This is a genomic window from Phormidesmis sp. 146-33, from assembly GCF_052939515.1.
The window spans coordinates 1-23543 of the sequence record NZ_JBJPHU010000107.1 but is presented as its reverse complement, the minus strand read 5'-3'; the positions used below and the strand labels follow the sequence as shown (position 1 = coordinate 23543).

Genomic DNA, 23543 nt, shown 5'->3' with positions numbered 1-23543 from the left:
GAAGATTCTCAGCGATTGGCTTTGCGATTTTCTACGTTTTCGCGAGTGGTTAAAAGTTTGTCCGCGATCGTTCTTCTTTCGATTGGTGTTTTGACGGCTCTTTCGATTGCTGGAATTGAAGTCATGCCGTTGTTAGCAGGCGCTGGAATCATTGGCTTAGGTATTTCACTCGCGTCTCAAAACTTGATTAAGGATGTGATTAACGGATTTCTAATTTTGATGGAAGATCAGTACGCTGTTGGTGATGTGATTCAGGTTGGTAAAGCTTCTGGGTTAGTGGAATCAATGAATTTACGCATCACTCAGCTTCGCAATGCAGAAGGACGGTTGATTACCATTCCCAATAGTGCTATCACGATTGTTGAAAATCTTTCTAAAGACTGGTCACGAGTGGATCTGGCGATCGTGATTTCCTACAGCACTAATTTGGATAATGCGATCGCGGCGATCGAAAAAGTAGGGCAAGACATGAGTCGTGATCCTGCTTGGAAGACTCAGATTTTGGAGCCGCCTGAAGTCCTGGGTGCGGATGACTTGGATAGTACAGGGGTGACTCTGCGTGTCTGGATTAAAACGCAACCGCTTCAACAATGGAAAGTAGGGCGTGAATATCGACGGCGGCTAAAATTTGCATTAGACGAAGAGGGAATCGAGATCGGTGTGCCTCAGCAAGCTTTTTCGGTGAAGGGATCGCTGGATGAAAAAGCCTTTGAGGGCAACAGTAACAAACCCAGTTCTCATCGGTAATTGCATGTTACCCAATCAGTTGCTTTTTAAGAGATTTCAAAAATTCTAAAGCCTTCTGAATGAGTGACTGAATCATCTTCTTGATCTGCTTCCATAGCTTTAGCAGAATGTGTTCAGAACCGATGTCATATTGCCATAGTAAAACGCCTGGAATGGAAGGGGTCGCGATCGGCAGTTGATCGATATCTTCAAGTTCGATCACAAAATTGAGCGGTTGCCAGACTGTAACCCATTGACGTTTGAATAAGTGCCATTTGTTATTAGACACCTGCATCGCTTTGGGGGGAGTTATTTGAAGTTCAATTGTCTGCAAGCTGCCAGGAAGCCCTCTAGATGGGATTTCAACGATCGCTCTCAAAGGCAATTGATTTTGTCTCAATTCAGAAGTCCAGACCCATCCGGTTTCAGCATTTTTGCAATAAAGTTTAATTCTACGCGGCGTATTTCCCTGGTTTTGAATGCGAATTACAAATTGTCCTGTTTGCAGACTCACTTGTCCTAACACAGTCACCAGTTCTGCGGTCAGCAAGTAAACAGGAGCCAGTTGTATCTGTAAATCTGTTTGTAAAACCAGGCTATGGTCATTATGAGAACGCGCATAAAGCGGCAGTGTATAGTTGCCAGCGATCGCCGTAAAGGGAGGAACAACCTGTAATTGCACAGCCCCGATCGCGCCAGGGTTGAGATTCAGATCGGTATGTGCGATCGGTAAATTAACCGCAAATAAACTATCCAATTTTTCTAATACATAAAACCAGGCTTGATGCTCAGGGGCACAGCTTAACCAAAACTGATCGACTCGATTGGAGCGGTTATTCACGATCGCCTGTAGCCTCACAGATTCATTGATCGGAATCGGCATTGGAGCTTCTGGGCGCGTCTCAGGCTGCAACACCAACAACGGACGACCCACTCCCACATCTGCGGGCTTGATAAAGGGTAAAACTTGCAGTTGGATTGAGTAGTCGATCGGCGTTAAGTCACCATAGTGATCGGGCGCATCAATCACCAGCGTATAGTCGTAAATATCGGGTAGCGTGTCAGCAGGAATTTGGAACTTAAAGACCACCTGACTACTGCGATCGCGATGAAGGGCAAGCTGCTGTTTTGGGTTAGTACACCACGATCGAACTTTTTTAGAACTGCCCCCGTCGTAAATGTCAATTTCAATCAGCGCCCCTGGGTCTTCACGAGTAGCCGTCTGAAGTTTAGAGCCGTTTTTACGCAGACGAGTCGCGACAAATCTGCCCTGATTGCTGATCGTAGCGTGGAGCATAAAACCGTTCTCGTCCCCAGCCCTCACCTGCGTCAACCCAGAAGGATTGAGGATGATCTTAAGCGGACTGCTGAGTGCTTGTTCTTTATACTCTCTACTGACAGCCATAGTGATTTTTGAGCCGATTAGCTCGGTAACTTGTTGATTCGTTTGAGCAGAATTTTTGTATCATCGCTAGCGATCGCGATCAGAAGATTTTTTCTCAGAACCTTGATGTCAAGGCTATTAATTTTTTCACCTCGTCTAGATTCTCCAACCAATTGACCTTGTGTTAGCGCTTTATTACGTTTGCCGTCGATCGTCAGAAACCAAAGTAAAACTTTTCCATCATCTCCACCACTCACCAGATATAGACCATCCCCACTCAGCTTTACGGCTCGAATCGGTTGGTGATTGTGTCCATCTTGCCATTCCTCAACGGGTTGAAGTTTGTCAAGTGGCTGGCGATCGTGCTTGTTTTCCGGTTCATTCAGATAATCTTTGAGATTCCATAATCGAATCCAGCCTTCACTATCGCTGGTGACTAAGAGATTAGGATTAAACTCGGCAACATCTGAACATAAGATAAATTGAGTTTGATCATTTTTAGACGGGTAAGCGATGTTATTTACTGTACTTTTAGCATTACCGCTCCGATGATTTAGATAGTTTTTTAGATTCCATAATCGGATCGAATCTTCGTTATCATTATTGACCAAAAGATAAGAATTTAATTTAGCGTCATCTGAGCTAAGAATGGATTCAATTTGATCATTTTTAGACAAATAATCTGTGCTAACTGATGTATCTTTAAGACTATCTTTGTCGCGATCTAAGTAACTTTCCTTCAACAAATTCCAAATCACCAACTGATTGTCTTGTCCTGCAACCACAAGATTTTGACTTGACCGACCGATTAGCTGAATTGTGTAAACTGCGAAATCAAATTTACGTTGGCGAATCGGTTTCTGTTGCGGTTCAATCAGACTAACCTGATCACCTTTCTCAACGATATCGTCAACGCTCCACTGTAACACCCAGCCACTACTATAACCAGCAAATAATGAACGCGAATCTCTGGCAAACTCCAATGCTAAAACTCGCCCCACGCCCCGCTGCATCAACGATTGAAGGGGATCGCGATAGCCCTTTAGTAACGCATTCCAAAGTTGAATTTCGCCTTGATCTAGCCCGATCGCTACCCTGTCATTTTCTACAGGACGATAACTCAAAGCGCTGATCGGCTGCCCAACATTTACCGAACCGCCCGTCGGAAAAAGTCGATTAAAGAAAATTCGCCAACTGCGAACCGTGCGATCGGTAGACCCACTCATCAAGCGATCGACCATGCCATTAAACCGCACCACTTGAATCGGCGCAGCATGACGAAACAATCGCAAATAGCTATCTCGCAACAAAATAAGCAGCATCGCTGCCAGCACCAGCAATAGCAAAAGGGTCGTGTTGTTAACCAGCAGCCAAAACACGCCAGCAAACACAACCAACGCCGCGATCGCCTGCATCCACAGCGGCAAAATTGGTGCCACCAATAGCTGAAGAATTTGGCGATCGTTTTGCACATCGATTCGACGATCTGGGGCACTGGGTAAAGCGGCGATCGTGACAGTCATTTCAATCAGTCGTTGTTGTGCCAAACCTACTAAAGGACGCTGTGCCCTTGCAAACAGATAGAGGCTGCGACGCTCCCCAGGCTTGAGATCGACCCCGTTAATGAGGAAACCTAGCCACAGAGGTTCAGGAACGTCCCAGCGGGTATCGAGGGTGAGGTTTCGCCGATCGTCGCTGGCAATGTTGAAACTAAGTTTTTGTGAAAGATTGCTCTTGTTTTGCATCTGAAAGCCAAAAGTGGCGATCGTGGTTTGAGCAAAAATCGGTTTGGAGCCAGCCGACGGAACCTGCTGCTTGGGATTATCACAGCTAACCTGCATAAATCCAACGGGCAACACGCGCACAACTCCTTGATCGAGGCTACTTTCTATGCGCTGAAGTGCCTGACCGTGAGGGTGAGTGGCTGCGATCGTAAATGCATAATCCTGGCTAACTGGCGGCTGAATTTGGGAATTGGAGTCGATCGCTTGAGGCAACTGACAGGTAAAAACTCGCTCGACCTGTTCACCACCAAAAACTTTGAGATTAAGGATCGTTCCGTTGAGCCAGACGACTTCAGATTTGAGCATCAGCGTCAGGTCGATCGTCCCTTGAAAATCCGTGTAAACCTGGACTGGAATTGGCAGCGTTTCTCCAGGTCGAGCCACAAAGGTTTGGACAGGTAGCAAAATTTTAACTGGAATGGGCAGATTGCCGGGTTGAATCTCGACTTTTAGATCAACTTTTTCTCTGGCTTTGTCCGCCGTGTCGGTTGAAGAAACTAGAATCTGAACATCCATCAAACCAGAAAAACCAGGCTTAGGAGTGCGATTGATTTCGACCTGAAATTTGGTGCGATCGCCCGGCGGAATTTTGCTGCTAACAATGGGAGTTACTCGATACCAGCTATAACTTGGATTCACGCCTGCCGCTCTCAATTCCAGTTGAAAACTCGCCAGGTTTTTCTGTCCATGATTAGTCACCGTCACCTCAAAAGTAGAGGTCTGAGGAGGGACAAACATATGCTCTTTGGGAGCTTGAACTTGGATGCGAGATCTAGACATAGAGAGAAGGTAATTTACGCAAAGTGAGTGAACTGCTTTATAAGAATTAAGTTTATGAATCTTATGGATCAAGCTGCTTTGTGCGGTCGATTAGCCCCTGGTGGAGCAGTTTTTGGCTTTCCCTCGTTTGTTTATAAATCTCATCGACTTCGTTGCGGTTTTGTCTCAGAGAAACCACATCATCAACTAGCTGACCGTTGAGAGTCTCAATCACCATTGCCATATCTACAAATTTGTCAGCAAAAGCACCCATTTCATTTTCGCGTTTTGTCAATTCGATTAATTCAGGTTCAAATTTTTCTTTTTTGCGTTCTTCTTGCTGTTTTTTAATATTTTCCTCATCAATCGCTGCGTATTGCTCAACATTTTGCAAGCTGGTTTTTCTAACGTCATCTGCTGCATTTAACAAAAGGTCGATCGGCGTGAGAACCCATTTGAGAACTGCCCACCCCATCAGAATGATCGAAGCCACTAAAAACAGAATATAAAAGGCGTTGTTATTGGTGTTAACTTTTCCTGTGAAATAGGAAGCAGGCATCACTACTACAATTAACCAATTTAGCCCTTGAATATCTTTTAGCTGTAAGGGAACCACTTGAGCAATTTGTTTCTCACCATCAGCCGTAAATCGTAAAGTTGGTAATTTGATGTTTGCACATTGATTTACAGGTTGATTTACAGGTTGATTTACAGGTTGATTTACAGGTTGATTTACACTTTGGTTCTCAGTCGTGTTTTGGATAGGTTGTTCTGAGAATAAATTTTTAACAAGCTGATCGTGACTTTCGTTCAGTTTTAGCAGTCGATTTCTTTCGCCTTTTCCTCCCAAATGTGTTGCAAAATCTGAGCTTGCGATGACTTCTTGAGTGATACAGTTAATGATGTAAGTTCGGTTGACTTTTGCATCTCCTAGCTTGAGTGTTGCGAGTAATTGACTGATTTCATCCGGAGTTCGATCGACTCCAAAAACACCCATAATCGTGTTGTCACTTTTTTTAACAACAGGGACTACCAGCGTCATCACTAGATCCGTCAAAGCATTCTCGTGTTTGTTGGCATCTTCGTAGAATCCTGTCCAGGCGGGTTGACGCTTATCGGCTGCAAACTCATACCAGGGACGCTTGAGGGGGTCGATCGCTTCCAATTCACTGTCACGTCGCTGACCCAATTTTTCGCCCACCTGATTCAACTCATAACGCGACCACTTTTTCTCTTTTCCGTCAGGATTGCGTAAGTGAAGAGCCGTTTGATTCCTATTGTGATCAACGACGATCGCAGCTCCCTTAGTATTCGTCAGAAACAACACATTGACCGAATCATCTCGTAGCACTTGATTCCACAAAAACGGGGTGAGCGGCTCTAAATCAGAAGTGGTTGCCAAACTTTGAATGGTCGTCGTCAGTGTTTCTGATTTGGCATCGCTACTCTGCAAAATTGACGTAATGGCGGTTGCCGCTTGTCTCGGTTCGCCTAGATAAACTTGTACCCGCTGCTCAATGCTCTCAGTGACGGATTGACTTAACTGATTAGCCAGTTGATCCACCGCTTCCTTTTCCTTGAAGGTCGATCGCCAAATGAGTAACCCAGTTGCCACCACTTGGATCACCAAAAATACTTTAATGATGCGTCGAATAGAAGCCATTGTTATCCAGCCGTTGGGTTTAATAACTGCGTCATTTGCTTTCTACGATGGGCAAAATAGAGAATGTTAATGCCCATCTCTTGAGCCGTCCGAATGGTCTCTCGTGGGAGCAGCGATCGAGGATCAACTCCCCAGGCTGAAGACAGATTACCTAAAACAAAAACAATGCCGCCACCAACCAAAATCTTGATCGGTTGTCCTTCAATAACAGGCAAAGCAGAAAAGAGAAAAGGCTGCGATCGTAGGGGATGATCCGGCTGTTGGATCAAGTTTTCCAGATCCTCTAAAGGCTGATTGAGTTGAGTTTCAGCCAGGTCTTTGAAATCGTAACAAAACTCGTCGATCGCTCGTTTCAGCTTTGATTGAACTGCGTTAAGGGATTCCTGAAGTTGATTTTGAATGGTTTGATATTCTTGAATTTTAGCGGTGTTTTTTGTGGAGATTAATGAATCGATCGTGGTTTCTGATTGAGCGATCGCAACCTGCAATTCTTGTTGTAAGTTAATTAGTTCTTCAATCTTTTGACCAATCTCTGTTTCTTTGAGAGAAGCTTCGACTAAAAGCACACCTCCTGTTAACAGGTATTGTTTTAGTTCATCTTGAACGGATTCTATAAGTGATTCTGTAGCAGTCATTCTGAGATAGATTAAGTCATACTTTAAGAGTTCTTTTAGAAGTTCTGATAGCTGTACACTCAGCTTTTGATCCAGCGCTGCCTCTAACGAATTAGCTGTTTTATCCGAAAGTCGGCTGATTAGCTGGCGAATATTATTTTGCGTTGACAGATCTGATCGTCCCTGAATCACTTCTGAGAGTTGCTCCATTAACTGGAGCATGTTGCTTCGCGTTTTAGGATCAACCGTTTCTTGTTGGGTGATCAGTTTGTTTAGTAATTCTAAAACCTGCGCTCCTGGATTGTTAACTGGCTTTAAGGAAACAATATTTTCAGGTTCTCGGCTTAGATTGATTTGAGAGATTTGTTTGGCTGCGATCGCTGGATAGAGCGCCTCCACCGATCGTAAAAGTGAAGAAAGGCGGGCCTCATCTTGATCACGCTGTTCTCGTTTGGACTGATCATAAAAGGCTTGAGCAACCTGTACAACGGCTTGAGGACGCGATCGCGCCTGCACTCGGTAGCTAAAATCCAGCGTGTTGTCACCGGGCGCAAAAACATTGAGGGGATGACTGAGCCGAAGCACTCCATTCTCAGGTTTGAACCGCATCCGACATAGTTCAACTTCTCCGTCGATCGGCGGCTGATCTTTTTCATAAATTCTTGCTTGCTCAATAACCACACCATCGAGTGAAGATTTAGGATGTTCTTGTGCAATGAATTCATCTGGATTGACATAACTGATCACTAAGTATTCAGTTAACGTTTCACGATTTGTTTGCCCTGCGATTCTAAAAACTTCTGGTTTAGCTAGAACCATAAAGTTACCAAATGTATCGATCGCCATGCCTGGTTGTATCTCTACCCAAGGACTACTTTTATACTGCTCTTCTACATCTTTCGGTGCTGAAATGATTCTTACACCCAATCCTGAGATGATTCCCGATTGATTGAATGCTTGATGGTGAGCGTCTTGTCGCCGTCGGTGATAATCATGTGCTACATTCCAGCGATCGGCATCTATTGGCAGACCGTCTTTGACATGAAGCCGCTTAAAGAGATTGATTGGCGAAGACCAGGGTTGAGTCATTGTTCTACTAGATTCTTAGGCGAGCAGGGATCAACAGAGTGAATCACATGAGTGTTAACAGGATGAATAAAAAGGTCATAGGTGCAGAAAGCGGGCTTTTCCTGTTCGATTACCTGACGAACCAAGGATTCGTTAATTTGACCCGTATTATCACAGCGCAAATGCACCACAAAATGATAAGGATTCCCCTCGCCTAGAAGATTCTTTGAACCAATGCAACCGCCAATCACAAATCCCTGGCTACGATCGGTCTGAATACTAATATGTTTTTTAGGTTCGTCTTCTGCACGGGTCAAGTGATCATCTAGCGGTAATTTTGTGACTAGATGCAGATAGAGCCGCAACCCTCGACGAGTGCCCCGCCAGCGATAAAGCTCAATGGCCTGCCGAATCAGTCGTCTTTGCTGTTCTGGATCAAACGGAATGTCAAACGACCAACCGACCCAGTGAGCCAGAAAGGGCAGCATCGCATCGGGTGCAGTCAAGGGGTCAAGGAAAGCCCAGAGCGTGTCTAGAGTCTGGACAGACGGTTCAAAGGCTTCCTCAAATATCATGAGCAAGCGATTCACTAAATCAATTTCCTGGTAGATTTCAGGTAAGAAATCCAGGTACAGACTGCGACGATCGCTCCCATGCGCGATAGCAGCATCATGAATGAAAATTGATTGAGTATCGACTGCAAGATTCATGTGAGTTTTAGCATTGCATAAAGTGATTTGGATCGATTCATTCAGCTTCGATCGTACTGATGTAGTGATCTGATTGCAGTTTCGCGTCGCTCCACGAGAAAATTAGTCCATCACCGGGATTGACAAAGCTTTTGTGAGTAGGAACCGTCGAAGCCCAGGAACCATCTTGTTTCCGATGTAGTTCAAACAGTTGCACCTCATTCACATAACGGATTCCAGGCTCTTTTTGTAGCAGTCTGACAATATCAGAAGCGTAAACGGGTCGCCCAAACGTCCAGCCTTTACCATTCGTGCCGCCGACGATCGGATTGAGAAACTCATAGAGAACTCGTTTTAAGCGATCGCGAATCTTTTCGTGATCTTTGTAGTATTCTGGTTCGAGTGCAACTTCTGTTTCAACCGTGATTCCGACATAGGTTGGATCAATAAACTCTATTCCGATTCCTGGCATCAATCGATCGTGTAAATAATCTTTCACTCGCTCCTTAAGTTTGTCGTCTGGAATGTATAAATCAGGCTTTCCTTTTCCTTGTGCGATTGCGTCTGGGTCAACCCACGGCACGATTAACAAATGCATCATTCCAGGTTTAATCGACATCGCTCGGACATGTGCAATCGCGCCACCACCCGCTTCCAGGGTTAGCGTTTCAAAATCTTCTTTCGTCACGGCTCGATCGCGAGTTCGCAGCGTTTTCGGAACTTTGATTACGGCTTCATCAATCGATTCCGCATCCGTTCCATTTCGAGCGATCGTTGCATTGTTCACACTGGCCACATAAGGAAAAGCAGACTTAAGAATTGTGATTGTTCCGGCTGCAACATTCCCTTTGCGTCCGCCTCCAGTGCGATAAGTCATGAGGATTTCAGCCCCTTTAACGGGAATGCATCCATACTGACGATCGAGCTTTGGTCGCAAATCCGATCGTCGAATTGGATCTTTGAGCGCACCGTTTATTTGCATCGTATCTTGTCTTTGCTGTAGCTGATCGCGCTGAAATTGTTCTTGTAATTTTTCGATATAAGATTTTGTTTGCTGTTGCAATTGAGCAGGTTCTCGAATCAGCGGCCCAAACTGGACAATTCCGGTAATTGCATCCACAGTGTAATGAAAACTATCAGCCGAAGAATTGCCAAAATCTTGAACTTCTTCCCAAGTTTGGCGTTCTCCAGTAGGCAGTCTCACTTGAATATGTTCTGACGAACTTCTTGGTAAAACAGGCGTGCGCTGAAGCTGAAAAGTTTGCCCTGCATTACCATCACTAATTCCCAAAATTTCATCTTCTACTAAGACACTTTGCGAGGTTCCGATCGTTCCTCCAATCGATCGCGCACTGATGCCCACAATTCGCGGCGATCGATGATAAACAAACTGACCGCTTCTCGGCGCAATATGAACACAGCGCAGCCAGTAGCCTTTATAGGGGGTTTCGGCATTCGGGGACTCAGTGACCATCCAGCGAGGCGGCGTATGCAAAATGATGTCAGCTTCTGCGACCCCTTGCGGGCCACTCGAAGAGATCGTACCCTCGACTTTTGAGGCATTGTGAAAGCTAAATCCTTCGGTCTGATCATCCGTTTCTTTGAGTAAAACGGGCACCCATTTCTCGCCGTCCCAGGCTTCCCACTGACGAGGCGGATTTTGAGGAATAATCCCTGTACTCTGTGCAACTTCGCCGCGAAACGTCAGCACAATCACATTGCCCGCCAGCGGCTCATCTTCGCGCAAGACCAGATAAAAGCAACTTTCAACGATCGGCAACAGCGCCGTGTGAGGAACATTGCCATTGGGCGAATCCACCTGCACCCCTGGAAACAGCGGACTTGCAACCACATTCTCCCAGGCACCCAGATCGGTTCGTCGCCAGCCTGTCTGATCAAATCCATCTCGCAACGTACCCGCCGGGTCAGCCGCATTCTCTGCCGTGAGAAAATGTTTGATTTTGGGACAGCCGATCGCCAGTTCTTGATCCGTGCTGAAGACGATCGCATCCTCGGTGTCTGTGCGAACGGTGGCGACTTCGGTTCCAGCGGGAATGGCAGGAAGACGGTTGAATTCTGTCTGAGCAGCACTGAGGTAGAAGGTGACATCAACCTGGGCAGATTTGGGCGGCTGCAACCGTATCCCCAACAGTTCGAGGAATGTAATATAGTTACGTCGAGGAATCTGATTGAATCGCACCAACATCTGATCCGTCAACCAGGCAAACAGTTCTATCAACGTCACGCCCGGATCGCTAGGATTGTAATTCGTCCACTCCGGACAATAATGTGGAATGCGAACAATACACTCGTCTACTAGATCCTGAAATGTGCGATCGTCCAGATTTGACTTAGGTAATTGAGGCAAAAAATCAAATGTTTCCATCACAAATCCCTATTAGCTGGACGGCATCAGATAAAACGGATAAACCAGACTGCGCGGGTCGTAAGTCTCCTTAATGTGATACTGAATGCTAATCAAAACCTGCCCTTTGATCGGATTCGGCTCCGTTAAAACGTCCTGTAACAGAATGCGCGGTTCCCACATTTCCAACGCTTCTCGCACATAAAGCCGAATCAGCAATAGCGTTTGAGTACTCATCGGCGCAAACACCAATTCTGACAATCGCGACCCAAAGTTTGGACGATACACCCGCTCTCCTAGTTTGGTGCCCAAAATAATCCAAATCGACTCCTGAATGTTGCGATCGCCCACACTCAGCGCCAAATTACCCTGTGAGTTAATCGGCAATGTAAACTGAAGTCTACCCTGCAAAGTTTGTCGCAACGGCAGCGCCAGCCCTGAGCCAAGATAATCGGATTTTGCATTGTTGGCCATAGTCTCGCGTCTGAGATTGAGGCCAGATTACTCAAGTGGGGCAGGGAAAACTATTCGCCAAAAGTCGAGAATGAGCCGAAAAACTGGCTCCTCGAAACTCTGTGTGAATCGCGATCGCAACAGATGACTAGTTCAGAGTTTGGTGTTGGGGGAATCGCGATCTGCTAACCGATAGCTCGAAGAGGTCAATCCTATTAGGTACTGTGCGATCGCTCAGTTTTAGATGTCAGGAGGCTATAGATTCTAGAGAGATCGCATGATTATTTTTACAAGTGCTGGATAAATTCTTCTATGGAAACATCTGCTTGTCTAAGAATATTGCTCAATGTCCCCACTGCCACCTCTTTTTGATGCAACGGCACAACACAGCCAACCTCAATGGTTTCCTGTTCTTCTCCTTCTCTAAGCGTGACTTGCTTCTTCAGAATGACGTGACTCCCTTTTTGGCGCACCTGCTCAAATCCCAACCTTTCTAACGCTCGAATGACTTCCGTTGCTTTAACCCTTGGTAGCTTGGGCATGGGCAACCTCAAAAGCTGTAATCAGACGACGTGCAATTTTAGGCAGCGGAAACTCTTCTAGATAAAGCTCAGTTGCTTCGCGTAGATTAGCGAGGGCTTCCTCAATGGTTTCTCCCTGGCTTGCAGTTCCAACTTCCGGGCACTCCGCTACGTACACCTCCTCTTCCCAGTGAAGAATAGCTGTAAACGTTTGAGTCGTTTTGTCGGTTGTCGCGATCGAGACTCTTGAAGTCGTCATTTTTCCTTCTGCCAGCCGTATTCTCATATTATAGAGGTGAGCAATCAAGCGAAGATTAAACCTATCAATATCTAACTCTATTGGGCGATTCTCTGCTGAAAAACTCTGATAGCTTCTCCTGCATCTGTCTCAGCAAGCAGAATACAGCGTTTCAGTAAATCGATATCTAGATCTTCTAAGCCTGATAACTGACTGCAATCAACACGTTGATAACCATCCGTGCTGAGCGAATAAAGCATCAATACCCCGTCCTGCCAGAACCAAACTTCGGGAACGCCTAGCACTCTGTATCGTGCAAGTTTATCGATTCCGCCACTGGTGAAAACAACTTCGATCGAAAGGTCAGGAATTGGCTTGACACTTCCAATGCAATAAGACTGATCCGCTTGAGCCGATGCTTCTCGTTCTCGCTCTTGAGTCATGGAGCCTGTCGGCTGAAAGAAAATTCCCTTCTGTGCCAGAAAGCATGTGATTAACCAACCGATGATGTGCCCAAAGAGTTCATGTTCGCGTCCTGGCATCAGAATTTCAATGGTTCCATCATAGTAAAACAGGCGTACCCCGATCGAGTCTTCAAATCCTTTCTGAATGTGTTTGAACTGCTCCCAAGTTCGTCCCGGATACACAATGCGTTGATCTTGAGTTGGGGATTCTCTTAGTGGGGTCTGTGTCATCTGACAAGAAGAAGTCGAGGACTGATAAGAGTAAGTATGACACGTCGAGACAGAGCGCGATCCTTTCAGACACTGTGCGATCGTGGTTTGCTTGAGGGGGGATAGCGCGATCGCGCCTCTCAAAATACTTTTATGCTTTCTCTTGCAATCGTTTGGCTAGTAAGCAATCTTCAAAACTGAAGGCTTCCTCATGTAGGAAACTCGCGTTGCCTTTGGCACAGCAAAGCTGCCCGCCATCTCTACAACGGCTTCGATCGAGCAATCTTGTTATCATCTCAATGCTGAAGTTTGGGTAAAAAGCTTACTGTGTCCATCCAAATTAAAGTGCCACTGATTCGAGGAAGCAGTGGAGCGATCGTCACGGGGTTACTGGTGACGCTAACAGAGAAACACTTAGACGATTATGAAACCTTCTGGAAATCTCGGCTACAGCAAGTCGAAGCGGCTGATAAATTTTTCGATTGGGAATGGAAGCAGCGCGTCCTAGTGCCCAGTGGTGAAGCAGAAGGATACGCTATTGAGCAGGAGCAAATGACGCAAGGGCTAATGATGCTCCGAACGAGGGGGAAGCGCTCCTTTTTTGATCAAAATCGGCGGATTGTCTATGTGAGTCGGTTGGCGACGGCTCCGTGGAACCGAGCGGATTTGCAAACCCCGATTGAATTTCGGGCGGTGGGAGGTACGCTCATGCGATTTGCTCAACTCCGAAGCGAGGAGTTGGGGTACGGTGGATTAGTAGGTGTGCATTCTTTGCCAGAGGCAGAAGCGTTTTACCGAAAGCTGAACATGGCAGACTGTGATCTGGATGAAAACTACGAGAATTTGCGATATTTTGAATGGTATCGTCCTCGTCCCTCGGTGATGGATGAGTTGGATTTGTAGAGTGTATTGTGGCTGGTTTACTCAGGAGAAGCTCATGGATTCGAGGTTTACGGAGGCGCAAGCCAGGGAACTCGCGCAGCTTGAGGAAGAGGCAGGTGGCGTGATTAGTGCAGGAGCAGATTTGGGCGATCGCTTGGGTGAGATACTGCGTCTAGAGCTTTTCGATAGCGATTCTGCAAAGTTAGTAGCGCTCGTGTCTGCGCGATTTGGAGGTGTGTTGTCTCAGCAGGAAGTAGAAGAACTGGTGGCAGGATTTCAAGGGAAAGTACAAGAAAAGGTTACTGAGAAACTGGCTTCTCGAAAATCTGCGTGAACTGCGATCGCATGAGATGACTGGTTCAAAATACTTTTATGCTTTCTCTTGCAATCGTTTGGCTAGTAAGCAATCTTCAAAACTGAAGGCTTCCTCATGTAGGAAACTCGCGTTGCCTTTGGCACAGCAAAGCTGCCCGCCATCTCTACAACGGCTTCGATCGGGCAATCTAGTTCAGTCGATTTTTCGAGGAGAGCAGCTTTCACATAACCAGGCACATGCTCTAAGAATCGATGAACGGCTTCTAGTGGAAGGTGTTGTGTGATCAGTGTTGGTATTCATATCTCTCTCGGAATTATCACGTTGTAGGGTGGATTCGTTGCTTGCAGAATTAGCGTCTCTAGTTCATGTGATAACCCTGGTTTTTGCCATTGCTGAACCACATTAAAAGCAATGCGAATTACAGGGGAATTAATCCTATAGCCAATTTCCTAGCCGCCGATCAAGACGTTGGGCTGTCCTTTGATGATGGTAGTAGCGACGGGAATGGGTGCCCCAAAAGGGCCGATCGTATTCCCTGTGACGACAGACGTAACTCGTGCAGCAGGGCGACCACTAATCAACACGGTCAAAGAGCCGATCGTAATCACGCCTGGAGCGTAGTTGATCACTGGCCCCATAACTTGATCACCCACACAAGCGGCTGGCAACCCACCGATCAAAACAGTAGGCACACCGGGAGGCAAAATTGCGTCGCCTGTCACAGTCAAATCAGTAATTCGGGCGGCTGGAAACATAGCGTTCTTAATGAGTTAAGTTGATTAGTTGAGTTTGATTAATCCACCTTGGACTTGAACGATCGCACTTCCCTTGACATTCGTGGTCACGGCTTGAAGATCGACCGTTACGGCTGCTTGAATTTTGATGCCTGTGGGAGTGACTTCGATCGTGCTTCCTCCAACGGTTAAGGTAATCTTCTGAGTTCCCGTCAGAGCAATCTCACCAGCATTTAAGCTAATTTTTCGAGACGTTCCAGTTGTGCCTGATTTGACGGCGATATCTCCGGTTGAAGTCAGACTAATTGTTTTATCGCTGTCATCCAATCGCAGTTTGTGTCCCCCATTGGTTTTGACTTCAACAAACTTCTCAGTATCATTGAGATGAATGTGATGTCCAGCTTTCGTCTTGACGTAGACACCGACTTTACTATCTCCTTTATCTTCTTCGACAAACTGTATTTGGTGTCCGATGCGCGTTTTGATTGTTCTCAGACGTACCTTACCATCCACAACTGTATTCTCAGTTTTTTCCGGCGGTGCGTCTTTCCCATTCCAAACCCCTCCAATGACATAGGGACGATGAATGTCTCCATGCTCAAATGCAACCAACACTTCGTCATTAATTTCGGGCAGACAATCAAAGCCACGGTTTGCACCCGCGCCCACTCCGACGACTCGCGCCCAGTTACTTTCATCCGCTTCAGTCAGCGTCGGCAACTTAACTCGAACACGCCCCCAACCCTTCGGATCTTTGTTATTGCTGACAATGCCGACCATGAGTGTTTGTCCCGGTTGCAAATGGGTTTGAGGAGAGGCTATTTGACTTTCGCCCCGCAGCCCTCGCACACTAAATTCTGTCGTGTAGACTCCTTGTATATAGCAGTGTCGCGTGTCAGTCACATAATACTTGCCGCTATATTTTCCTAAATCTGAGAGTTTTGCGACTCGTCCGGGTCGGATGGCGGGATCTCCTTCAGCGATCGCATCTGCTTGCACAAATTCTCCTCCCAACTCATCCACCAAAGCTTGTGCCATCAAATCAGCTTCATCGGTGCTAAAAATGGGTTGATCAACCACAATCATTTTGGGATTCGCTGGCTTACCATCAAATGCTTGACTTGTAGTTTTACCTTTGCCGTATTCTGTTTTGGTCAAAACTTGATCTGCACTTTTATTAGAAATAATTGGCTTCTTTTGCGTATAGTCCCACCCGCGCACTTCTACCTCGTTCACCTGTTCTGCACTAGTTACCCGCACCTGAAAGCTATGAATTTCTCGCAGCCATTTCAGATCTAATGAATCTCCGATTTTTGGTTTACGAAAGTTAAGTTTACCATCTTGTACAAATAGCTCAAATCCAATCCGGGCGGCACGTTCTCGCAAAAACTCCATGTTCGTTTGATTTTCTTGAAATACATAATCATGAGTCGGATTGCTAGTGTCGATCGTGCCTCCTTTAATTCCAATTTCGCCCAAAATCTTTTGCACAATGTCACTATCTTTCATATTCTGAAACGATCGATTAAAGCGCCCCCGATGCAAGCGATGGGCGACATCATAGCCACGAATGATAATTGGAGCCTGTGATCTCTGAGTGAAGTGAGTCTCGATCGCCGTAACCTCAGCTTGCAGCACAAACTCCTCATTAACTTCAGAAAATTCTGTTGCCTGCGTTGTGCTGGAGATGAAGCCAATTTTCACCGCTTTGCCAATGCTGAATATGTTCTGATGTTCCCAGACTTGATCCTGCGATCGTCCTGAGAAGTAGCTGTTATTGAGCATCAGCGTAAACATCCCTGGCAGGTGTAAACTTTCTTCAACTGTGACTTGCAGAATGTCCTCCATCAGATTAGCTGAGGCGGGCTGTCCGTCAATTTCGAGGAGGAGTTCGGGAATGTAGAGAACAGGCATGAGGAATGAGGGATGAGGGAGGGCTTTGCCCCGCATTCGCGAGGAGGGATGAATACGATTAGCGGCCGAAGATGGTGCGGTTCGATCGACTGTCTCCATTTCGATTCGCGACGGCTTTGTTATTTCCTTGTGTCGTGGGTTCGTCGATCTCAGTTAAAGTGATGTCTACTTTTGCTTGCACAGGTAAACCATCGGCTAAAAACCGTGTCAATTTGTAAGTGATTTGTTCTACAAAACAACGTAGATATTGTTGGTCGCCCCAGGTGAATAAGTAAATGGGGGGACGTTTTCCAACGGCGCTACCTTTATCTGCAAAGTGAACGGCTTTGATCAACTTTTTGAGGTAATCTAAAACGTCCGTGCCTTGTTCATAAGTATCAAACACAAGATTAGTAAGGGTGAGCGTGCAGGGTTCGGGATGGGCAAAACTAATTTTTGATAAACCAGATTTAGTGCGACTTCCGGCGCTTTGATTAAGGCGAACTGCCTGCTGAAAAACTAGCTCGGTCGGGTTAAACATAAACTCGATCGTGTCACTTTCATCGGATATCAACTTCGCTTTTTCGAGTTTTCCAGATGCGACGGTGTTGTTGCGATTTGCATTTGTCATAGGTTTCCTAATAGTTAAATAATCACCAAGGCAAACGACCGGAATGCTGTCCTTGACGCTCTCGCCTGATCGCTAATTGTTGTTGAAGTTGACCATAAATCACTTGGGCCAAAATTTGTAGGTTGTGATCGAAATTTTGAGCAGATTCGTCTATGGTTTGCGTGTCAGATTGAAGGTCGATCGTTTCTTCTAAAATATTCTGGTCAACAGGAGATACGTAAGCATTGGGATTGCGTTTAGCTTGAATCAAAGGCTTCTGCTGATCCACCTTAAGGAGACTTCGAGAAGATTTTACGGATTGAGTTTTTTCAGTATTCGCATTATGAAAGCCCTCTGGGGTAAAGATTAAATCTTTTGATTTTGAAGAAGGTTGACTGTTAGTTGAGCGCTGTATTATTTTTGAATTTCTGCCTACACTACTCACTGCTTCGCCTGCTAATTCAGACAGATTTGACCAGCTAGACGGAAGATCTTGCTCGGAAGATATGAATTCAATAGAGGCTTGTGATTTGTCGATTTGACTGTTCTGTATGGGTGAATCATTTGTAGGATGATTAGCAGATTTCGTCTGAACCAAACGAGTTTTTCTAAGCTTAGTTTGAACCGCCTGTAAATCAACTAGAGATGAATACGTTTCTACATCAATCCTACTGTTTTGTTGTTCAGGAAGCGGCTTTATAGAGGTTGAATTTACTCTTTCACTAGAGGGACTAGACGGCGATCGCTGAATAATTCCGTGACCTTTAGCAGGAGCTTGAGAGGAGTTGAACAAGTTACTAGAGTGAGAGGATTTAGAATGTGTGCGGGCGGACGATCGCTGTAAGTTAACCGTTTGATTGATTGGCTGTAATTGAGCAAGACTCTCTAATACTCTCAGCGATCGTGCAACAGGAGTAATAGTATTCTCTTTCGATAAATTCACCTCACTTCGAGATTTTTCAGAACTAGAAGACGCTTGATCCAATGAATTATTAGAATTACTAAAAGTAGTTTCCGACTCAACACCTTCAGGCTTTTTTTGAATAGGTGAAGCTAGAGTAGATGTCTGCTCCAAAGACGAATCGCTTTGGTTCTCTTTCAGCTTGAATTGAATAAGGTTCTGATAATTCGCCTGTTGACTATTTAATTCTTTGGAAGTGGTTTGTAAAGCAGAAATAGAGGGGTTTTGTGAAGTTTTAGATGGAGCGATCGCAGGCTCATTGACTTCCTCTTTCAAACGATCGTTCTCAATAGCTTGAGGTAAATTAGATTCTACAAAGCTGGCTGGAGGAGCGTTAGTTACCTCAGAATAATTATCCAACTCCTTACAATTTAGCAGCGTGACATCATTACTTTTTGATCTCTCTAAAGAGCCTTGTTCCGAAATAATTGATTTAGAATCAGGTACAAAGGCTTTTAACTGTAATTTAGAACCAGGAAGACCTTCTGATAAAGCAGATGTCTTTTCTTGTAACACCTCATTTTCGATCAGTCTTGTGTCGTCTGTAAAAGTTTCAGGTTGACTAATCAGATTTTCAGCAGAATTCGCTACTAGAGATGGAACTTCAAGATGAGAAGGTAGGGTCGCTGCCTCCGTTTCCTCACTCAGGGTAGCAGATTCTAATTTCTGAACATTAAAAGAATCAGCTTGTAGAAAAGGAGAAATTGAAGATTTATCAAGCGCTTGAGATTCAGATAGATTGGCTGGTTGATTAGAAGAAATCTCTAGCGATCGCTGAATAGAATTCTCTAGCATGGAATCGTCAAAAGAAGATTCTCCAGAACTTTCAAAGGTGACATTAGAGGAAGCAGATTCATCTAAACTTTTAGATTGTTCTAGACTCGACGAAGTTTGGCGCTGAATGATATCACTAACATCAGGCAAAGGGATTGAATTCTGTTGTCTTGAAGGAGCAAATTTCTGGACATTAGGAGACGGCTGTGAAACATTTTTGAGGACACTCCATCCTTCTGGTCGTTCCCAATCTGCTTGTTGAATGGTGACTTCTGTCTGTAAGCCTCCTAACAAAGGTGGATTTAGTATCTCAATTCTTGATGATTTATGTAGTGCTTCTTGCTTTAGATTGGCGAATTTTAATTGAACATCTATCTCACTATTAGTTACTTGGTCGGATGCTATTTGAGCTTGAGCGCTCACTATTTCACCCGGAGAGATGGGTTTAGATTGCAACACATTTTTGATAGAACTGACATTGCTAAGTTCTACAGCAACGGTATCTTTGGCAGTTTTAGAATTGGGGTCTGCTAATGCAGAAGTGACAGCGATCTCATTCTCTAAGGAAGATACTTCTTTTTGCTGGAATCCAGTAGTCTGGTTGGGGAAGTTGTGGAGTGCTATCTCAGACAGGTCAGGCGATCGTAATGTCGATCGCTGAATTTGGATAGAGTCAGTCTCTGGTTGAGTGCTAACTTCGTAAGTTTGAATAGAGCTTTCATTATCTGGCGAGCGACTTATTTGATCAGCAGGCGCGATATCTAATGTCCGTTGCATTAGAACTTCATCAACCTTTAAAGCACTTGACTGTGAATCTAAGTCGTTTTTTAAATCACCTTCTTTTGACTTACCTGGCGTACTAGGAATAGTTTGATTACTTGCATCAGATAGGTTTAAAGACTGAGTATTATTAGAGCTAATAGTTGCATTTTTAGAGATACCTTCGGGTGAGGAAAGCTTCTGATCAGCTAGTGATTTTATTTCAGGACTAGATTGTGCGATCGCTGCGATTATTTGCGGGTTGCTAGTATTAGAAAAAGCTTTACTGCTTGAAATAATCTCTCTTTGAATAAGGGAATCATTGACCTGAGCTTGAGCAGGACTTGTTTCTATTTTTAATTCTGTCTCAAAACCTGTAGCGCTCTCATCTGGAATGGGTGGCTTGATCAACGAACTTTCAGAGTTAACATAAGCAATCTTTTTTACAGCTTCCTGGGTGCCATGAGCAATTTCTTCAGATTTTTGAATTGCTTCTCGCTGAATTAATTCTGGTTGACTATCTGTGACTGAAGTGGAGTTTCTTTTTACTATGAAATCTATATTTTCATTTTGATTAACTTGACGTGTCTCAGGATTAGAGTGAGCGATCAACTCTGCAACACTCTGAATATCAGGCGTAATTGCTTCAGATCTTTGTGTAATTTCTTGTTGAATTAGTTTTGGTTGATCGACTTCAGCAGAGACTATTTCTGCTTTTGGTTCTATTGAAAAGTCTACAATCTCATATTGAGCTACATGAGTATTTGGTTGTACTTCAGACTTGTGATCGGCAATCGTCTCAACATTCTGAACGAGCTTTCTTTGAATTGGCACTGTTCGATTTGTTCTGACTTTAGATGAGTTATCTGTTGCCTTTGAAGTCCTCCAATCCTGAACAGAGTTTTCCTGATTGAGAGAGGAAATAGCCAATGAATTGTTTGATGAGATCGATTCTATTTCAGGTTCAGGCTGCAAGCCAGAGATTCTATAGATGCCTAAGAGAGAAACTGCACCTAACGGCGACAAAAATTGAGGCTGCAACCACTCTTGACCTAACGGAGCAGGCGACAACAAGGGATTCTGAATCCCTAATGTATCTTCCTCTTTGAAATCAGCATCCACCATACGCTAGTTACTCGGAAAGAACCCACCCGAATTGAAATCTCGCCCATTTCGATGGAAAATAGAACCACCCGTATTGCCCGATCGCGCTGGATCTAAATTCACCGCTACCTTAATTCCTTCATACGCTAAAGTCAGTTCCTCGATCGCAACCGTCTCCGCATCTGCCTGCAAAGGAGCCGCCTGCCAACCAATTGGAATTGCCCCAATCAGCGTCCAACACTGCATCGTCTCACCCGCCTGATTAAACAACAAAATGTTGATATTACGACGATAAGGATTAATCTGCTGATGGCTGCTCGGCTCCAAACGAGTCAACATCTGATAAGCCCAGCCCCAAAAAGTCAAGTCGTTGGTAATGCCGCGTTTTAGCGTCACTTCTGAGAACTCTGTATGGCCTAAAATAATGCGCTGTTGATGATTTACGCCGCCTTCGGAGTAGCGATCGTAGTTCACCCGCACGCTCAGCCCCGAACATTCGGTAAAACACGCACTGATGCAGCTTTCCTCAATCTCCACATAAAATCGATTGGCGGTGACATAGTTTAATTCATGCACATCACTGCCCGTTTTCATCCGTTTAATCTCCTGTGCATTCCAGTGCGATCGCGCTGGTTACGCAAGTCATTCTCCATGAGTTTCAAAACCATTTCCCCCAGCGTTTGCATCAGCATGGGGTCAGCCAACACCTCACCTGCAATCTGATTGATCAGTTTGGAATCACAGTCCTCTCCGACTCGCGTTAATTCAATCGGGTCAATTCTCATCTTTGAGCCAACTTAATCTGACTGAAGTGTAGTCAGCCCCATGAGATTTTGATAGTAGTCGAAAGTCGAAGATCGGCGATAGGAATGCTTGTCAAACTGCCCCGTACTCCGAAAGCCAAACCTGTTGCATCATCTCAGTTTTCTCTCCGCGATCGCAATACAACAAACTAATTTACAAGTCTCAGCGAGATAGCTGTGCAAGCCGTTCTGCAAGCCATAGCTTAATAATTGACTGACGGGTGACACCCAATCGCTTCATAGTCTAATGCTTCGATCATCCAGGTCGGAAAATCCACGTTGCCTCGTTTCTGCTCATGACCAGGGCGCTTGGCTTGGGAGAGGTCTAAGAATTCAGTGATGTCTTTCCCCTGGTCGAATTTAGCATCAAATTCTGTTGCTTTCATAAATTGTGACCTCTTCTTCTCGCGATCGCCGGACTGATTCCTATCCCTTTAGAAAAGCGATCGCCCTTCCATATCTCTAACTCAAGATCGCACTACAAGAGCGGCGAGCGCAAGAAACTGCATGGGCTGACCCATACTACAATGACCTAACAGGATCTAGATTAGACTTGAAAGCGATCGCACCACAGAGGCTGAGAGACATGGTTCAAGCAATTCCTCAACTGATGACCTTGGAGGAGTTTCTGGATTGGTATCCAGATGGCTATGGTCGCTATGAATTATGGAATGGGGTGGTGATTGAGATGCAACCGACTGGGCCTCACGAGCAGGTGGGTGGATTTTTGGGAATCAAGTTAGGGGTTGAGATTGATCGGTTGGCGTTGTCATATCTAATTCCTCGACAGGCGATCGTCAAACCAGTAGACAACGAGCAGGCAGGCTACAACCCAGATGTGATTGTGCTGGATCAAACTGCATTACAAGATGAGCCATTATGGAAAAAGCGATCGACGATTACTCAGGGGAAATCAGTCCGAGTTGTGGTTGAAGTGGTGAGTACTAATTGGCGAGATGATTATGGGCACAAATTTATTGACTATGAGGCGCTCCAAATCCCAGAGTATTGGATAGTTGATTATTTAGGATTGGGAGGAAGGCGCTACATCGGCAACCCCAAGCAACCGACCTTTTCGATCTATCAGTTAATCGATGGAGAATATCAAGTGCAGCAGTTTCGAGGGAGCAATCGCATCATCTCCCCTGCTTTTCCAGAATTGAATCTGACAGCAGAGCAAGTATTTGCTGCGGGATTGTAGCGATCGCCCTTCCATATCTCTAACTCAAGATCGCACGACAAGACCGACGATCGCTTGAAGTGCATTCAGCACTCTGAGATTTTGATAGTGGTCGAAAGTCAAGGATTGGCGATCGCTTTCTTTTGAATTTGTGGCTTCTGCATACAGTCAACCTTCAACCCGATTGTTTGAATGTGTCACTGGAATGGAGCGCAGGGGCTTGTATCTTTCATCTCGATCGTGAAGTTAAGTTCTTAGATCGGTGGCTGGCGCACCTAATCCAATAATCGCTTGTACGTGTGGATTTTGACGGAAGTTTGCCTGATCTCCTACCAATTCCTGAGTAGTGACGCGCCCTGTAACCACTTCAGCTTCCAGTTTCTTGAGCTTTTGCATCCAATCGGCTTGCGCTGGAGTTTGAGTCGTTGCACCTGGAGCATTTTGAATAGCTGCCAGATCGATCATCATGCCCGTTTTTTCTCGTCCAATCTTGCCAGATTTTGCGCCTCCTGTTGTCGAAAATTCTGCGCTCTTGGCTCGCCAATCATGTTTATGTCCTAATGCATTTGTGCTACCAGGGGCATCCGTC

General features: G+C 45.2%; 23 protein-coding genes. 4 read left to right on the top strand and 19 right to left on the bottom strand.

Annotated features, from left to right (window positions below; all coding sequences use genetic code 11):
• Positions 1-747: mechanosensitive ion channel family protein (locus tag ACJ2PR_RS28395; RefSeq protein ID WP_446879487.1), on the top strand; the 747-nt coding region annotated here is incomplete at its 5' end.
• Positions 748-754: 7 nt separating this feature from the next.
• On the opposite strand, the gene ACJ2PR_RS28390 is transcribed toward ACJ2PR_RS28395, so the two are convergent.
• The 10 genes from ACJ2PR_RS28390 to ACJ2PR_RS28345 all read right to left on the bottom strand — a co-directional run bounded on the left by ACJ2PR_RS28390 (position 755) and on the right by ACJ2PR_RS28345 (position 12959).
• Positions 755-2131, bottom strand: a complete 1377-nt coding sequence (locus ACJ2PR_RS28390; protein WP_446879486.1) for a COG1470 family protein — start codon at positions 2129-2131, stop codon at positions 755-757.
• A 17-nt stretch (positions 2132-2148) separates the two neighbouring features.
• A complete protein-coding gene (locus ACJ2PR_RS28385) occupies positions 2149-4674 on the bottom strand; it encodes a hypothetical protein (protein WP_446879485.1) in 2526 nt (841 codons plus the stop codon).
• A 61-nt stretch (positions 4675-4735) separates the two neighbouring features.
• Entirely contained in the window at positions 4736-6316 is a 1581-nt protein-coding gene (locus tag ACJ2PR_RS28380) for a hypothetical protein (RefSeq protein ID WP_446879484.1), read from the bottom strand.
• A 2-nt stretch (positions 6317-6318) separates the two neighbouring features.
• Positions 6319-8019 carry a hypothetical protein gene (locus ACJ2PR_RS28375; protein ID WP_446879483.1) on the bottom strand — a complete coding sequence of 567 codons (1701 nt, stop codon included), beginning with the start codon at positions 8017-8019 and terminating at the stop codon, positions 6319-6321.
• Positions 8016-8708 carry a phage tail protein gene (locus tag ACJ2PR_RS28370; RefSeq protein WP_446879482.1) on the bottom strand — a complete coding sequence of 231 codons (693 nt, stop codon included), beginning with the start codon at positions 8706-8708 and terminating at the stop codon, positions 8016-8018. The genes ACJ2PR_RS28375 and ACJ2PR_RS28370 overlap by 4 nt, the downstream gene beginning before the upstream one ends.
• Positions 8709-8745: 37 nt before the next feature.
• The gene (locus ACJ2PR_RS28365; RefSeq protein ID WP_446879481.1) at positions 8746-11073 is read right to left on the bottom strand and encodes a putative baseplate assembly protein; all 2328 of its coding nucleotides are present in this window, start codon (positions 11071-11073) and stop codon (positions 8746-8748) included.
• 12 nt (positions 11074-11085) lie between these two features.
• Positions 11086-11526: a GPW/gp25 family protein gene (locus ACJ2PR_RS28360; protein WP_446867197.1), complete on the bottom strand. Its 441-nt coding sequence runs from the start codon at positions 11524-11526 to the stop codon at positions 11086-11088.
• Positions 11527-11792: 266 nt separating this feature from the next.
• On the bottom strand, positions 11793-12047 hold the full coding sequence (locus ACJ2PR_RS28355; RefSeq protein WP_446879480.1) for a type II toxin-antitoxin system HicA family toxin: 255 nt from the start codon (positions 12045-12047) through the stop codon (positions 11793-11795).
• Positions 12025-12285 carry a type II toxin-antitoxin system HicB family antitoxin gene (locus tag ACJ2PR_RS28350; RefSeq protein ID WP_446857714.1) on the bottom strand — a complete coding sequence of 87 codons (261 nt, stop codon included), beginning with the start codon at positions 12283-12285 and terminating at the stop codon, positions 12025-12027. Before ACJ2PR_RS28350 ends, ACJ2PR_RS28355 begins: the two co-directional genes overlap by 23 nt.
• Positions 12286-12362: 77 nt before the next feature.
• Positions 12363-12959 (bottom strand): Uma2 family endonuclease, encoded by a 597-nt coding sequence (locus tag ACJ2PR_RS28345; RefSeq protein WP_446879479.1) that lies wholly within the window; start codon positions 12957-12959, stop codon positions 12363-12365.
• 306 nt (positions 12960-13265) lie between these two features.
• Between ACJ2PR_RS28345 and ACJ2PR_RS28340 the strand changes: the two genes are divergently transcribed.
• Entirely contained in the window at positions 13266-13841 is a 576-nt protein-coding gene (locus tag ACJ2PR_RS28340) for a hypothetical protein (RefSeq protein WP_446857712.1), read from the top strand.
• A 34-nt stretch (positions 13842-13875) separates the two neighbouring features.
• The gene (locus tag ACJ2PR_RS28335) at positions 13876-14154 is read left to right on the top strand and encodes a hypothetical protein (RefSeq protein WP_446867200.1); all 279 of its coding nucleotides are present in this window, start codon (positions 13876-13878) and stop codon (positions 14152-14154) included.
• A gap of 62 nt (positions 14155-14216) precedes the next feature.
• On the opposite strand, the gene ACJ2PR_RS28330 is transcribed toward ACJ2PR_RS28335, so the two are convergent.
• The 8 genes from ACJ2PR_RS28330 to brnA form a co-directional block, all read right to left on the bottom strand.
• Positions 14217-14360 carry a hypothetical protein gene (locus tag ACJ2PR_RS28330; protein ID WP_446867202.1) on the bottom strand — a complete coding sequence of 48 codons (144 nt, stop codon included), beginning with the start codon at positions 14358-14360 and terminating at the stop codon, positions 14217-14219.
• A 225-nt stretch (positions 14361-14585) separates the two neighbouring features.
• A complete protein-coding gene (locus ACJ2PR_RS28325; protein ID WP_446867203.1) occupies positions 14586-14891 on the bottom strand; it encodes a PAAR domain-containing protein in 306 nt (101 codons plus the stop codon).
• A gap of 24 nt (positions 14892-14915) precedes the next feature.
• A complete protein-coding gene (locus ACJ2PR_RS28320; protein WP_446879478.1) occupies positions 14916-16883 on the bottom strand; it encodes a VgrG-related protein in 1968 nt (655 codons plus the stop codon).
• A complete protein-coding gene (locus ACJ2PR_RS28315; RefSeq protein WP_446879477.1) occupies positions 16843-17394 on the bottom strand; it encodes a CIS tube protein in 552 nt (183 codons plus the stop codon). Before ACJ2PR_RS28315 ends, ACJ2PR_RS28320 begins: the two co-directional genes overlap by 41 nt.
• A gap of 22 nt (positions 17395-17416) precedes the next feature.
• Positions 17417-20992 (bottom strand): hypothetical protein, encoded by a 3576-nt coding sequence (locus tag ACJ2PR_RS28310; RefSeq protein ID WP_446879476.1) that lies wholly within the window; start codon positions 20990-20992, stop codon positions 17417-17419.
• 3 nt (positions 20993-20995) lie between these two features.
• A complete protein-coding gene (locus ACJ2PR_RS28305) occupies positions 20996-21565 on the bottom strand; it encodes a phage tail protein (RefSeq protein ID WP_446879475.1) in 570 nt (189 codons plus the stop codon).
• Positions 21562-21756 carry a hypothetical protein gene (locus tag ACJ2PR_RS28300; RefSeq protein WP_446879474.1) on the bottom strand — a complete coding sequence of 65 codons (195 nt, stop codon included), beginning with the start codon at positions 21754-21756 and terminating at the stop codon, positions 21562-21564. Before ACJ2PR_RS28300 ends, ACJ2PR_RS28305 begins: the two co-directional genes overlap by 4 nt.
• A gap of 221 nt (positions 21757-21977) precedes the next feature.
• On the bottom strand, positions 21978-22160 hold the full coding sequence (gene brnA, locus ACJ2PR_RS28295) for a type II toxin-antitoxin system BrnA family antitoxin (RefSeq protein ID WP_446867211.1): 183 nt from the start codon (positions 22158-22160) through the stop codon (positions 21978-21980).
• Between the two features lie 200 nt (positions 22161-22360).
• Between brnA and ACJ2PR_RS28290 the strand changes: the two genes are divergently transcribed.
• The gene (locus ACJ2PR_RS28290) at positions 22361-22975 is read left to right on the top strand and encodes a Uma2 family endonuclease (RefSeq protein ID WP_446879473.1); all 615 of its coding nucleotides are present in this window, start codon (positions 22361-22363) and stop codon (positions 22973-22975) included.
• A 225-nt stretch (positions 22976-23200) separates the two neighbouring features.
• On the opposite strand, the gene ACJ2PR_RS28285 is transcribed toward ACJ2PR_RS28290, so the two are convergent.
• Positions 23201-23543: hypothetical protein (locus ACJ2PR_RS28285; protein ID WP_446879472.1), on the bottom strand; the 343-nt coding region annotated here is incomplete at its 5' end.